This is a genomic window from Pseudolactococcus chungangensis CAU 28 = DSM 22330 (genome assembly GCF_002441885.1).
Lineage (GTDB): Bacteria > Bacillota > Bacilli > Lactobacillales > Streptococcaceae > Pseudolactococcus > Pseudolactococcus chungangensis.
Map to the genome: position 1 here is coordinate 12,820 of NZ_JXJT01000006.1, position 14,756 is coordinate 27,575.

General features: G+C 39.6%; 11 protein-coding genes and 1 riboswitch. Of the genes, 9 read left to right on the plus strand and 2 right to left on the minus strand.

What is annotated here, in order from left to right; all coding sequences use genetic code 11:
* The first annotated feature begins 217 nt into the window (after window positions 1–217).
* Window positions 218–1,714 (plus strand): gluconokinase, encoded by a 1,497-nt coding sequence (locus RR45_RS03945; RefSeq protein ID WP_031365377.1) that lies wholly within the window; start codon window positions 218–220, stop codon window positions 1,712–1,714.
* Between the two features lie 79 nt (window positions 1,715–1,793).
* On the plus strand, window positions 1,794–3,785 hold the full coding sequence (gene tkt, locus RR45_RS03950) for a transketolase (protein ID WP_031365378.1): 1,992 nt from the start codon (window positions 1,794–1,796) through the stop codon (window positions 3,783–3,785).
* A gap of 62 nt (window positions 3,786–3,847) precedes the next feature.
* On the opposite strand, the gene RR45_RS03955 is transcribed toward tkt, so the two are convergent.
* Window positions 3,848–4,471, minus strand: a complete 624-nt coding sequence (locus RR45_RS03955; RefSeq protein WP_031365379.1) for an NAD(P)H-dependent oxidoreductase — start codon at window positions 4,469–4,471, stop codon at window positions 3,848–3,850.
* Window positions 4,472–4,473: 2 nt separating this feature from the next.
* Window positions 4,474–4,929, minus strand: a complete 456-nt coding sequence (locus RR45_RS03960; protein WP_072353503.1) for a MarR family winged helix-turn-helix transcriptional regulator — start codon at window positions 4,927–4,929, stop codon at window positions 4,474–4,476.
* Window positions 4,930–5,163: 234 nt separating this feature from the next.
* On the opposite strand from RR45_RS03960, the gene RR45_RS03965 reads away from it, so the two are divergent.
* From RR45_RS03965 to RR45_RS03995, 7 genes are all read left to right on the plus strand, one after another.
* Window positions 5,164–6,522, plus strand: coding sequence for an APC family permease (locus RR45_RS03965; RefSeq protein WP_031365381.1), 1,359 nt, complete (start codon window positions 5,164–5,166; stop codon window positions 6,520–6,522).
* Window positions 6,523–6,784: 262 nt separating this feature from the next.
* Window positions 6,785–7,867, plus strand: a complete 1,083-nt coding sequence (locus RR45_RS03970) for an aspartate-semialdehyde dehydrogenase (RefSeq protein ID WP_031365382.1) — start codon at window positions 6,785–6,787, stop codon at window positions 7,865–7,867.
* A gap of 135 nt (window positions 7,868–8,002) precedes the next feature.
* Window positions 8,003–8,284 carry a vWA domain-containing protein gene (locus RR45_RS03975; RefSeq protein ID WP_031365383.1) on the plus strand — a complete coding sequence of 94 codons (282 nt, stop codon included), beginning with the start codon at window positions 8,003–8,005 and terminating at the stop codon, window positions 8,282–8,284.
* A gap of 90 nt (window positions 8,285–8,374) precedes the next feature.
* Window positions 8,375–10,183: a lipase family protein gene (locus tag RR45_RS03980; RefSeq protein WP_031365384.1), complete on the plus strand. Its 1,809-nt coding sequence runs from the start codon at window positions 8,375–8,377 to the stop codon at window positions 10,181–10,183.
* Window positions 10,184–10,485: 302 nt separating this feature from the next.
* Window positions 10,486–11,508 (plus strand): DUF6273 domain-containing protein, encoded by a 1,023-nt coding sequence (locus RR45_RS03985; protein ID WP_143188725.1) that lies wholly within the window; start codon window positions 10,486–10,488, stop codon window positions 11,506–11,508.
* 59 nt (window positions 11,509–11,567) lie between these two features.
* Window positions 11,568–11,745, plus strand: a riboswitch (Lysine riboswitch).
* A 131-nt stretch (window positions 11,746–11,876) separates the two neighbouring features.
* Entirely contained in the window at window positions 11,877–12,755 is an 879-nt protein-coding gene (dapA, locus tag RR45_RS03990; protein ID WP_031365386.1) for a 4-hydroxy-tetrahydrodipicolinate synthase, read from the plus strand.
* A 117-nt stretch (window positions 12,756–12,872) separates the two neighbouring features.
* The gene (locus RR45_RS03995) at window positions 12,873–14,591 is read left to right on the plus strand and encodes a ribonuclease J (RefSeq protein WP_072353505.1); all 1,719 of its coding nucleotides are present in this window, start codon (window positions 12,873–12,875) and stop codon (window positions 14,589–14,591) included.
* Window positions 14,592–14,756: the final 165 nt, after the last annotated feature.

Here is a 14,756-nt window from a genome sequence, read left to right on the forward strand (position 1 = left end):
CATAAAAATGGTGCTGGAAGTCATTTCCAACACCTTTTTTTCTTAAACGCAAGTAGACTGAGGCCTATCTATGATTGCGTATTGCTTTATACGGGTTTCTTCAGTATAATTTGATTGATGGGAACGTTGACAAATCAGACATGAGGTGACTCAGAAAAAAATTATAACTGCTAATCATTATTTTTGTCATATCAAATTGAGAAGATTGGGGGAAAATATGACGTATTGGATTGGCGTTGATATTGGGACAACAGCGACGAAAGCTGTCCTTTTTACAGCATCAGGAAAAGTTAAGGCAAGTTATACGATAGCGTATGACCTTTATCGTGATTCTTCAGGGATGGCGGAAGAAGTACCAGAAGATATTTTCGATGCCGTAATTGGCACCATACGAGCGGTATCTGATAGCCTAACCGTAACAGATAAACTAGCGGGTATTGGTTTTTCGGCACAGCAACATTCATTAATTGGAGCTGCTTATGATTTTAGACCATTAACGCGCGTCATAACATGGGCTGATATGCGGGCTAATGAAGAGGCAACAACTTTAAGAAACTCTGAGCAAGGACATGCTATTTTCATGCGGACAGGTACACCGATTCAGCCGATGTCACCCTTAGCAAAATTGCTTTGGTTAAAAAACAAGCATCCCGAGCGATTTCAGGCAGTGCGATACTTCATGGATATCAAAACCTATGTGTTTAACAGGTTATTTGGTGTTTATAAGCTAGATTTATCACTTGCTAGTGCGACTGGTCTTTACCACCTAGAGAATCAGCAGTGGGATTATGAGATTCTAGATATGTTAGGTATCACACGTGATAAGTTGCCTGAGATTGTTTCACCTTACGAAATTGAATCCGGCTTATCATTAGACGATGCGCAAAAAATGAATATTCCACCAGACACATCATTTATTTGGGGCGCAGCCGATGGTCCGATGTCTAATCTAGGCGTTAATGCCATGCAATCGAGTATTGCGGCTCTAACCATAGGGACATCAGGCGCTATTCGTGTCATGATAGACCAACCTCTTGTTGATAAAAAAGCAAGGACTTTCACCTATGCTCTGGATGAAACACATTGGGTTATAGGTGGTGCGACAAATTCTGGTGCATCTGTACTGGCTTGGCTAAAAGAGCAGGTCTTTGCTGACAAACTCACGTTGGAAGAAATGACAACAATGGCAGAAAAAGTTCCACCTGGTAGTCAAGGCTTGATTTTTCATCCCTATCTGGGAGGTGAACGGGCACCGATTTGGGATGCGACGGCGACGGGTGCCTTCTTTGGTCTTGGCTATGAACACGGTCAAGCAGAGATGGCGCGTGCTGTTATAGAAGGGATTACCTATAACATCCATGCCATTGCATATGCACTTGAGGAAGTAGTCGGCGAGATAAAAAGCATTCAAGCAACGGGAGGCTTTGTAAACTCTGAACTTTGGTTACAGATTCTTGCTGATATTTTTGAAATGCCAATTCATATTCCTGAAAGTCAAGAGGCTGGTTGTTTGGGTGCTATCATTTTATCGCAAAAAGCACTGGGGGTGATTTCAGATATTGATGAAGTCGCCAAGCAAGTAACGACTAGTACAGTCTATATGCCTTTGCCAGAGCATTTTTCTACTTACCGTGAACTAGAAAGACTCTATACTGAGTTACTCGCGCATTATCAAACGAGATATGGCAAATTGTCGGCATTTAAAAAAAGATAAATTCACAACCTTTTTCTGAAAATTCTGTTAAAAATATGGTATAATTTCTATAACTTAAAAAATGAGAGGCTTTTCAAACATGACTTTTGACAACACTGATCAACTGGGGGTCAATACGATCCGCACGCTTTCTATGGATGCTATCCAGAAAGCAAATTCAGGTCACCCAGGACTTCCTATGGGTGCAGCGCCAATGGCTTATGTCCTCTGGAGCAAATTCCTTAATGTCAACCCTTTGACGCATCGTGATTGGTCAAACCGTGACCGTTTCGTCCTGTCAGCTGGGCATGGTTCAGCGATGCTTTATTCACTCTTGCATTTGGCAGGTTATGATGTGACGATTGACGATTTGAAAAATTTCCGTCAATGGGGCAGTAAAACACCAGGACACCCAGAAGTGGATTGGACAGATGGTGTTGAAGCAACGACTGGACCATTAGGTCAAGGGATCGCCAATGCGGTTGGTCTGGCCATGGCTGAGGCACATTTGGCTGCGACTTATAACCGTCCAGGTTATGAGATTGTTGATCACTATACTTATGCGCTTAATGGTGATGGCGATTTGATGGAGGGTGTTTCTCAAGAAGCCGCATCTCTCGCAGCTCAGCTCAAATTAGGTAAGCTTGTTTTATTATACGATAGCAATGATATCTCTTTGGATGGGCCAACTTCAAAATCATTTCCAGACAATATTAAAATGCGTTTCGAATCTTATGGCTGGCAACATATTTTGGTTAAAGATGGCAATGACTTAGCAGAAATTGAAGCCGCGATTATCCGTGCCAAGGCTGAAACTGACAAACCAACGATTATCGAAGTGAAAACAATCATTGGTTTTGGTGCCGAAAAACAAGGCACATCTGGCGTTCACGGTGCACCATTGGGCCCTGAGGGTGTTGCTTTTGCTAAGGAAAACTATGGTTGGGATTATCCTGACTTTACAGTGCCAGCAGAGGTTAACAAACGTTTCCTTGAAACGCTACGTGCGCGTGGTGAAAGTCTTGAACAAGTTTGGCGTGAAACATTTGATGCCTATGCACAAGACTATCCAGAGCTTGCCAAACAATATGCGAATGCTTTTAGCAATGTCACACCTGAGCTTGAATTGCCCAAATATGAGCTCGGTACATCAGCTGCAAGCCGTGTAACATCACAAGAAACGATTCAAAAATTATCAGCACAACTGCCAAACCTTTGGGGGGGGTCAGCTGACCTTTCTGCCTCGAATAATACTATGGTCAAAGTCGAAAGCGATTTTGAGGCAGGTAATTATGCTGGTCGTAATATCTGGTTTGGTGTGCGTGAATTTGCCATGGCAGCAGCGATGAATGGGATTGCTCTTCATGGCGGCACACGTGTCTATGGCGGGACGTTCTTCGTCTTTTCTAACTATCTCTTGCCAGCTGTTCGTATGGCTGCTTTGCAAGATATCCCTACCGTTTATGTCTTGACACATGACTCAATTGCAGTCGGTGAAGATGGCCCAACGCATGAACCAGTGGAACAATTGGCAAGTGTCCGTTCAATGCCTAACCTTAACGTGATTCGCCCTGCGGATGGCAATGAGGTGATTGCGGCTTGGCGTCGTGCGGTGACTGAAACCAAACGCCCAACGGCTTTGATTTTGACCCGTCAAAACTTACCAGTTTTACCTTATACAGCTGAACTTGCTGAAGAAGGCGTTAATCGTGGTGCCTACATCATTTCGCCTGAGCAAAAAGATGCTGATTTAGACGGTATCATCATTGCGACAGGTAGCGAAGTAAAACTTGCAATTGACACACAAACTGAGCTTGCTAAAGACGGGACGAATGTGCGCGTCGTATCAATGCCTGCACAAAATATCTTTGATGAACAGTCAGCTGATTACAAAGAAGAAATTTTACCACTTGCCGTGACGAAACGTCTAGCTATCGAAGCGGGTACAAGCTTTGGTTGGGGTAAATATATCGGCCTTGCTGGCAAAACGTTAACCATCGACACTTGGGGTGCCTCAGCACCAGGCGATAAAGTTTTCCAAGAATATGGCTTTACAGTTGAGAACGCTGTTAAGATTTATCGTGATTTGTAAATTATTTTGATAGAAAATAAAGATAGTCTGAGGCTTATGCTCCAGACTATTTTTGATATCATTTACAAGGTTAGAGCGTGCTGTCTAACTTTATTAAGAAAGAGTTGGCGTTTTTTTAACGTGTTGCTTTCGCGTCCTAGATTACCCAAGACCATTATTTTCTTTGTTTTAATGCCACAATGGTTGAGTACAGCATTTTTTAGGCTAGAAATGCCATAAGAATCTGGAACGGAAATGAAACCTGAGAATAAGCGATACCAGAAAGTTGGCGCCATAGAAGTTGTGATAATATCTGCTGTTTTACCTTTCAAGAGTGGTTTAAATTGGCGACCACGTAAATAATTTAGGAAGAAGTTGCCTTGCTGATTACTTGAATAAGCAATACGAGGTGTGAAAACACGGTCAATCCAACCTTTTAACAGACTTGGCATGGTACTCCACCAGATCGGATAGATAAAGATAAAATGGTCAGCCCATTGAATTATCGCTTGTGATTTTTCAATTTCAGGGTCGTCAGGCATGTGTTCACGATAACCTAAACGCAAAACAGGGTCGAAGCTCATTTTGTTAAGTTCAAGTGTTTCAATCTCATGTTTACTGCGGTCTAAATTGTTGACAACTTCATCAAAAATTGCTGCTGAGAAACTTTGTTCGTCGGGATGCCCATTGATAACTAAAATCTTCATGATTATTTCCTATCCTTTATCTGATTTTCAATATGTGTAACACCTAGCGCTAACTTCCCTAAAAGGGTCTGGAGTTGCGAGATTTCATTTTCCTCAAATGATTGAAAGAGCAGTTTGAGTGCTGATGTTTCGATTTCTTGATTTCTAGTTTTACATGCCCAAGCTTTTTCGGTTAATTCAAGCCAAACGGCATTTTGCTTGCCTGAGTGAAACTGGACGTAATCATTTTTAGCTAATGATTGTGCTAATTTTTTGATATTTTGACGCGAACAACCGAGTTTGACGGCCAATTCACTCAGGTTGCTAGGTTCACTACTTGCCTGTAATAGGGTGATGAGCATGTATTGTTTCATCGTCACTTCTTCTTGCAAGAGATTTCCAACCGTTTGCATTCTGTTTGCAAGTATAAAAATAGAAGCGAAAACTTCTTGCGTTTGGGTAGGGGCGTGTTCAATCATGTTTTTACCTCGTATCGTAATTAATTACCACAATACAGTAATTAGTTACGATTTGCAAGTTATTCTTTTAATTTGTATTTCAAAAAAATATTTATTTTTACCCGGAGTGTTTGATTCGGGGCAATTCCCATGGTATTAATTATTTTTATGACTTGTTAAAACATCAAAAGTAGTTTATAATGTTTCAGTGGAATCGCTTACTAAAAATTTGTAAGTGGTGAAAATAGGAGACAAATGCAACAAGAAAAAACACGCAAGTTTGGTCTTTTGATGTCGATTGCGATGATTATTGGGATTGTGATTGGATCAGGTATATTTTTCAAAGCAGATGATATTCTAATTCAAACTAACGGAAATATTATGATGGGCTGTCTTGTCTTGCTATTAGGGGCTCTCGGAATTATATTTGGTGGGATTACCATTTCAGAATGGGCTAAGTTGACTGATGATGCGGGAGGGCTTATTTCGTATGCAGAAAATGCTTTTGGTAAATTATTTGCTTTTTTACTGGGTTGGTTTCAGAGTACGGTTTATTTCCCAGCGTTAGTTGCGATTGTTTCCTTTGTGGCGGCAAACTATACATTGGCGCTTTTTCCTTTCTTAGGTAGTGCGACATACGGTATCTGGCTGATGACTTTAGTCTATTTAATAGCTATTTATGGCATAAATCTTTTGTCGAGTAAACTATCAGAGATTTTTCAGACATCATCCATGTTTATTAAGTTGATTCCTCTCTTTTTGATTGCGATTTGTGGCTTAATATTTGGGAACCCACATGCTATTGCATCACATTCGATTACTTTGCCAATTATGCTATCGTCAACAGGTGCCATCGTAGCTGTCGCTTTCTCTTATGATGGTTGGGCTGTTGCACCATCCATTGGCCATGAAATCAAAAACTCGAAACGCAATTTACCCTTGGCACTCATCATTAGTCCTCTTATTATTTTGACAGTCTATGTCAGCTATTTTGTCGGCATTTCCCTGATGATTGGGCCTGGTGAGATTATGAAAATGGGAGATTTAGCTTTTTCTGAAGCAGCTGAGCGTTTGTTTGGACCGGTGGGGGAGCGACTTATGCTGGTTGCGGTGATTATCTCTGTTCTGGGGACGCTTAATGGCTTGGTGGTTGCAAATATTCGGGCGCCTTACTTTCTGGCTTTACGCAAGGAGCTGCCGTATAGCGATAAAATCGGTGTGCTACATCCGAAATTTAACTTGTCTATTTTATCTACTTTGATGAGCTTTGTCATGTCATTGATTTGGTTGGGGATTCATTTTTTGTCGCTCACAGTGCCAAGTATCAGCAGGTTTGGAATTGATATCTCGTCAATTCCGATTGTTATTATGTATCTCTTTTATACAGGGCTATATGTGGGCGTGATGATGCGCACGGCTAAAGGGCTGATTCATAATAAGCTCATCGGCTATGTTTGCCCGATATTTGCGATTCTAGGGGCATTCATGATTTTATATGGCGGCTTGACTGCCGCCAATGGTGTGATCTATTTAATCGTATCAGGTTTGATTTTAGTGAGTGGATTAGCGCTCTATCAATTTGTTGTTTGCAAGAAACCTAAAAATAGCGTATAATAGATTTATGCGATGAGTCGATTTGGAACGCAAGTTCCTTATTTACGCTGAGAGATTCGGGGCTTAGCCCGTCAAGGATTGATGGAATCTTGTCAAGAAATGTGAACTTTTTGGCACGGCTATTGTAAATAGTTGCTCTGGGGATCCCCTTTGTCTATGACAGAGGGGATTTTTTTAATCAAAAAAGACTTTCATTTTGATTAAAAACGTGATAAAATAGGGCTATTAAAATTTTTTAGAAAATTCAAACGAGGAAACCCACATGTCAAAAGAATACGTTGTTGCAGTTGTCGGCGCCACTGGTGCTGTAGGTAGTCGCATGATTGAAATGCTCGAATCATCAACGCTCCCAATCAAACAAGTGCGCTTGTTTGCGACCATTCGCTCAGCAGGCAAAGTCTTGACTTTCAAAGGCCAAGACATTACCGTTGAAGAAACAACAGAAAACTCATTTGAAGGGATTGACATCGCCCTCTTTTCAGCAGGTGGTGGTGTCTCAGCTAAGTTTGCACCCTATGCCGTTAAAGCAGGTGCAGTTGTCGTTGATAATACCTCAAACTTCCGCATGAATCCAGATGTGCCACTTGTCGTGCCAGAAGTGAATGCCCATGCGCTAGACGCGCACAATGGTATCATCGCTTGTCCAAACTGCTCTACGATTCAAATGATGGTAGCACTCGAGCCTATTCGTCAACAATTTGGTTTGGCACGTATTATCGTGTCAACTTACCAAGCAGTGTCTGGAGCTGGTGCTAAAGCCATTGCTGAAACAGAACGCGAAATCAAAGAAGTGGTTAATGACAAGGTGGATCCTAAAGACGTTAAGGCAGACATCTTACCAGCTGGTGGCGATAAAAAACACTATCCAATTGCTTTTAATGCCTTACCACAAATTGATGTTTTCACTGACAACGACTACACTTATGAAGAAATGAAGATGACCAATGAAACCAAGAAAATCATGGCAGATGATAGCATTGCCGTTTCAGCGACTTGTGTTCGGATTCCAGTAATTTTGGCACACTCAGAGTCAGTCTATATCGAAACCAAAGAAGTGGCACCGATTGACCAAGTGAAAGCTGCGATTTCAGCTTTCCCAGGTGCAGTTTTGGAAGATGATCCAAGCCAACAAATTTACCCGCAAGCAGTTAATGCTGCTGGGCATCGGGAAACTTTTGTTGGCCGTATCCGCAAAGATTTGGATGCAGAAAAAGGCATTCATATGTGGGTTGTTTCAGATAACTTGCTCAAAGGAGCAGCTTGGAACTCAGTTCAAATCGCAGAAACTTTGCATGAGCGTGGTTTAGTTCGCGCAACAGATGACTTGAAATTTGAGTTGAAATAATTATAAAAAAGTTGTTACAAAAGTTTTTTTGAGTAATAATAGGCTATGAACATTTTCGATGTTCATAGCCTATTTTTTGTGATTTAATCTGAGCATTTGGCATCCTTTTACGTATAGGTAGTAAGGGGAGAGTCAATGAAAAAAATAATGATGAGTCTACTTCTAGGGGTTATGTTAATCGGACAACTATTAGTGGCACATGGACTTGGTGTTGAAGAAAATCCGTTTTTACAAACGAGCAATGAGAAAATAGTCAAAGTTAATCTAGATGAGACAACTTTGACAGTATTTTTGATTGATACATCACGAACAATGAGAGGAAATGGGATTCAAACAACGGTCAATCTCATCAATCGTTTTGCAGCTGAAAGCGATGAAACGATGCTTTCAGTTATCAGCTATGATGATGAGAGTTAGACAATTATTGAACCGACAAAGGATAGAGGAGTCATTCAAGAAAAGCTCACGACCCTTACTTGTCAGGGCAAAAGTGATTTAACTGCTGGCTTGAAAACTGTAGGAAAACTTATAGAAAGCAAGCAATTTACCAAAACGAATCTCATTATTATCAGTGATAATGCCCCGACATCTGGCGAAACATTACAAAAAGGCACGTATAAAAGAAAAGATATTTATTCTTATAAGTTTGCCAATGCGGCAGATGATTTTGCAAAAGTGCTGAAATCAGCAAGAGTATCGATCAGAACATTGGCTTTTATGGATCATGTTGCCAATACGACAAAAGATTTTACCCAACGTTTTTTTGAAAATATTCAAAATGCTGGTTTTGTAGATATTTCGCAAGGTATTGATTTTTTATTTGAATATATAGAGCCAAATCAAACGCTTTTATCAGGTCAATTTGACTATGGTGTCACCGTTGAAGATCACAAAGGTAAGCGTGATGCTAGCACGCAATTTTATTATACAGATGACTATTTTAAACAGTCTAGTTATATAACACAAAGGCAAGGATTGTCCTATAATTCCAGTCTAGCCACCATGTCACTCAATCTAGAATTATCAGCTTGGGGAAGCCCGACACAGGCTAACTATCTATTCAAAAGCAATAACGTTAAAGACTTATTAAACAAGCTTGATTTTAAAGAGTTTGAGGCAAATGACGATTTTAAATTTAAGCCGACCAACGATTCGATTGGTGCAGTACTTGCTAACAAAAAATTAAAAGTTGATCAGGAAGATTATACTCTATTAGCCCTAGCTATTCGTGGTGGTGGTTACGAGTCCGAGTGGGCGAGTAATGTCACACTAGGAACATCTGGGCAACATCAAGGATTTGACAAAGCGAGTCAAGATGTTTTAACATTTTTAGATAGCTATGTTATCAAGCACAAGATTCAAGGTAAAATCAAGCTTTGGTTGACGGGCTACAGTCGTGCTGCTGCGACAGCAAATTTGGTTGCTGGTAGTTTGAATAATGGCAGAAAAATGCCACAAGTAACACTCAGTCCTGCGGATATGTATGCTTTCTGTTTTGAACCACCTGCAGGGACGCTGGATACTTTTGATGCTAAAAAGGACAAACATCATAATGTTGTGAATATCGTGAATTTGAATGATATTGTGACAAAGGTGGCACCAAATGCTGAAAATTTTGAATTTGTACGGTATGGCGAAGATACAACATTACCGACTAAAGAAGATGTAGGGGATACACAATATAATTTGCTACGGGACAGAATGTTAAGAGAACTAGAACAAATAGAATCTCTGAATGACTATCTTTTAGATGATTTTAAATGGAAAAAGATAAGTCTGACAAACAAGTCTCTGATTGTTAATGATACTAGTAAAGATGATGTTTTAAATGACTATTTAAAAACTTTTATCAACACTTTTGCAACAGAAGAACTCATGAATCGTGCTTACTATGTCCGTCATCACCAAGAAGATTTACGTACTATAATGGCTGCAGTATTAGGGAATACCTCAAATAAAAGGATGGTTTATGGAACAGAAGTACTCAAAATACTGCTGGATTTAAAAGATAATTTGCCTAAGGATTTAATTTTGAAAAAATCAGCACTTCAAAAATTTGGTCAGCTTATTGGAATTGATGATTTGACAGAATTAAACAGTAGTGCACTTGAACTTTTGTTAGAGTTTATGATTAAACACCCCAACTTAACCGTCACTTTATTTGAAAATCTTCAAATTATAGGTAACGCTCACCAGCCTGAAATTTGTTTAGCTTGGTTACGTTCTCAGGATAAAAATTATACAACACCGTTGCCATTACTACAAAATAAAAGGGATGATTCGGATAATTATCGAGTAGAAAAAAAACTATTATAAAACTAATATTGTAGTGAATGGTGAACAATATGGCAATATCTTAGGTGGTGGTATGACACCAGAAAATGAAAAGCTGAATTATATGCTATTCCTTTTGAAAATGGTCAATTTGAAGGTTGGATTAAAGATAATGAACGCATATCTACGGATTTAGCATGTGACTATACAGTGACAGGTGAAAGTACACTTATAGCAAAATTTTCAGTAAGGGGTGACAAGAATGATGAAAAATAAAAAAAATACTTATGATCATTATTTTGGGATTGGGGATTCTAGCTCTGATTATCTATGGCATACAAAAAATGGCTATAAAAAGCAAGTTGCCAAGCAAACCCCCGCAAATTCTAAGAGATTTAGCCTATGATTGTGATAAACGTTTAGGTTATACCATTTATATCCCAGAAAGTGGGAAGTTAGAACCTTATTATGTATTGACAAAAAACTATTATAAACAGGGGAATGTTCTGTTGATGCGGAAATATGTTTTAAATTCGGCAATTCCTTACAAACATGAATACAGTACTTCCTATTACGGCAATAGTTTGCCGGATAAATTCATGAATGAAGTATTCATCAAAGAATTTCCAGAAAAATTGCAAGATGACATACCAGTAACATCTATCAATATTACAGATGAAAACTCTGTTATGTTTCGTAAACATACAGAGGTCATCAAAAGACAGTTTTTCATTTTGCTTGAAAAAGAGTTAGGTAAAGATTATCCAGTCACTAGTGATGAAATGAAAATAAAATATTTTAGCGATAATAGGCATACTCGCTCACTAGGTAAACTCAAAACAGGAGATGTTGTCTCATGGTGGTTAAGGGGTGTTGACTATCATAATCGAGATAATTTTGCAGCAATCGCAAAATATAATGGTTATGCTGAATATGCAGAGGTTATGTCCCCTATCTATATCCGTCCTAGTTTTTGTTTATCCCCTCATACAAAGATTGTCAAAGAAACTATAGATGGTGAGGCAATCTATGTTCTAAAAGATTTTCAAGACTTAAATATCAAACCGAATATTTTAGTTGAAAAAGTTGGTCTAAAATATCCAAAGTTACAGGAATATTATGTCAAGCATGATTATGTTGGTGTTGATGTTGACATCACTAATCCCCAATATGGGGCATATCTAAGCGATAATCCAGTTGTACCTAGAGGCGAAACTATTGTCATCCGTGCTTTGCCCTACTCAGATGGTCAATTTGAGGGGTGGTACAGTGGTGATAGGTTAATTTCACCTGAACCGGTACTCACTTATCAAGTAGAAAAAAATGAAACACTTTTAGCTAAATTTTCGCACAAAATTCCACAATAATTGGTTAAATTCAATAGAAATAGTACTTTACATTATATTAAACAATATGCTACAATATAAACTATATTAGAGGTTGCAGATACGAAGAATGATAGTCGAGTGGTGGACACGATGACATTATCAGGCGGCGTAGATGCCGAAAGTCAAATTTTACCACAGAAATTTGACTTGGGGCGTTGGGTTAAATCCCGCGAACTGTCTTTTGTCTATCCAGACAAGAGGTGAGCTAATCAAATGACAATTTGACTAACTTGACAACCTTTAATTTTTATTAAAGGCTGTTTTTATACCCTAAAAACTTTGCTGACGGTCTCATGTCACCTCAAAACCTCAATGAGGTGCTTGCTTATGAAAAGAAAAGAGCGATTATGTCATTAGAACAATTAAAAAATGCCCAAATTATTACTGCCTTAGTCACGCCATTTAAAGCAAACGGTGAGATTAACTTTGAGGTCTTACCAAAATTGATTGAACATTTGCTTGCGCATCACACACAAGGGATTGTTCTGGCTGGGACAACGGGTGAATCACCCACTTTGACGCATGATGAGGAACTAGAACTTTTCAGAGTGGTGCAAGAGATTGTAGCAGGACGCGTCCCATTAATCGCAGGTATCGGCACCAATGACACACGAGATTCAGTGATTTTCACGCAAGAAGTCGCAGACTTTGGCGGTTTTGCAGCAGGTCTTGCAGTCGTGCCTTACTATAATAAACCAAGTCAAGAGGGGCTTTTTCAGCATTTTACTGCTATTGCTGATGCTTCAGACTTACCGATTGTGCTTTACAATGTCCCAGGTCGCACCGTCGCACAGCTGACACCTGAAACAAGTCTACGTTTGGCGCAACACCCCAATATCATCGCCATTAAGGAATGCACGGGCGTTGAAAATCTGACCTATCTGATCGAACAGGCACCTGAAGATTTCCTCATTTATACAGGTGAAGATGGTCTCGCTTTTCATGCCAAAGCTTTAGGTGCGCATGGCGTCATTTCAGTTGCGGCGCATACTAATGGTGATGACTTTTATGAGATGTTTGAACAACTAGAAAAGGGTGAGATTAAAGCCTCAGCACGCATACAACGTCAACTCTTACCTAAGATCGATGCTTTATTTTCATTGCCAAGCCCTGCTCCAGTCAAAGCAGTACTCAATCATCAGGGATTTGAAGTGGGTCCTTTAAGATTGCCACTTGTGGCAGCTACATCTGAAGAAGCCAGTCGCATTATCGAAATTGTTATTTGATATAAACTTGAATAAATGGTACACTAATAGTAAGTGTAACTGTACAAGATAAGTCGGAGCTGCACGGTTCCGGCTTTTGATTTGCAAAAATATCAATTATTGGAGAAAAAATTATTTATGAGTAAGATAAAAATAGCTGCGCTAGGTGGCGTGCGCGAATTTGGTAAAAATATGTATGTCGTTGAAGTTGACGATGTCATTTTTGTTTTGGATGCAGGCTTGAAATACCCAGAAACTGAGATGTTAGGGGTGGATTTTGTCATTCCTGATTTGAGTTATTTGGTGGAAAATGCAGACCGTGTAGCAGGTGTTTTTGTGACACATGGCCATCCAGACTCTATCGGTGCTTTGCCGTATCTTGTATCTGAAGTTCCGGTTCCTGTTTTCGGTAGCCAATTAACGATTGAATTGGCAAAAATCAGCGTGAAAAACTTTGATGGTAGCAAGAAGTTTGATGATTTTCATGTTGTTGATGAGTCTACTGAAATTGACTTTGGCACAGCAGTCATCTCATTCTTTGCGACAACCCACACGATTCCAGAAAGTCTGGGTATCGTGATTGGCACACAAGACGGGAATATCGTTTATACAGGTGATTTCAAGTTTGACCCAGCAGTTGATGAGGGCTATAAAACGAATATCAGCCGTTTAGCTGAAATCGGCTCTCAAGGTGTTTTGGCGCTTCTGAGTGAATCAGCTAATGCGCTAACTAATCTCCAACCAGCTAGCGAATCAGAAATTGCAGACAAGATTTTCGATACCATTGCTGACTGGGAAGGCCGCGTTATCATCGCATCTGTAGCTGGTAACTTGGCACGGATTCAACAAGTGATCGACAGTGCCATTAAAGTCGGCCGTCACATTGCATTTACTGGTCATGATTTGGACAGAATCGTTAAAACAGCCAGTGATTTAGGTAAATTGCGCATTGATGATGAACAAATGATTATCAATCCTAAAGACATCAACAAATACGAAGACCGTGAAATCTTAATTTTGGAAACTGGTCGCATGGGTGAGCCACTTAAAACCCTTGGTGACATGGCGACAGGCCGTCACCGTGCAGTCAAAATCAAAGATGGCGACCTAGTTTATACAGTGACAAGCCCAACAATTTCTTACGAAACAATGGTCGCAAAAACAGAAAACATCGTCTATCGCGCAGGTGGTATCATGAAGATGTTATCAAGCGATTTGACCGTTTCAGGCCACGCTAATTCTCGTGACTTACAGTTTTTACTAGATATCTTACGCCCTAAAAACTTAATGCCTGTTCAAGGTGAATACCGCGAGTTACAGGCGCACGCAGAGCGTGCCATGGAAGTGGGCATTTTACCAGAAAATATCTTCTTGGCAAAACGTGGGGAAGTCATCACTTTCGATGAAAATGGTAATTTAGAACCAAGTGGTGTGATGCCAGCTGAGAACGTGATGATTGACGGATCAGGTGTTGGTGATATCGGTAATATCGTCTTACGAGACCGTAAAATACTGAGTGAAGATGGTATCTTTATCGCAGTGATTACTATTTCTAAGCATGAGAAAAAAATTATCAGTAAGACAAAAGTTCACACACGTGGGTTTGTCTACGTGAAAAATTCCCGTAATTTGATGAAAGAAGCAGCAATCAAAGTAGACGAAAAAGTTAAGACTTACTTGGCAGGCGATAACTTTGATTGGGCTGAAATCAAGTCTGAAATTCGTGATACACTTGGTAAATTCCTATATGATCAGACAAAGCGACGTCCAGTTGTTTTACCGGTCGTCATGGAAGTCCGTCAAAATGATTTCCGTCAAAAACGTCATGGTAAAAATATGAAAAAAGTTGAAAAATAAGGAAAAGCAAGACAAGGCATCAGCGAGTCTTGTTTTTTTGTCTCAGAAAGTTTGAGTTTTAATCGTTCTATTTTGACATGGCAATATCAATTTGAGAAAAAGATAGCCAAAACTTTAAAAATTTGATATAATAATGACAATCAACAACAGAAATAGTTGCCATCC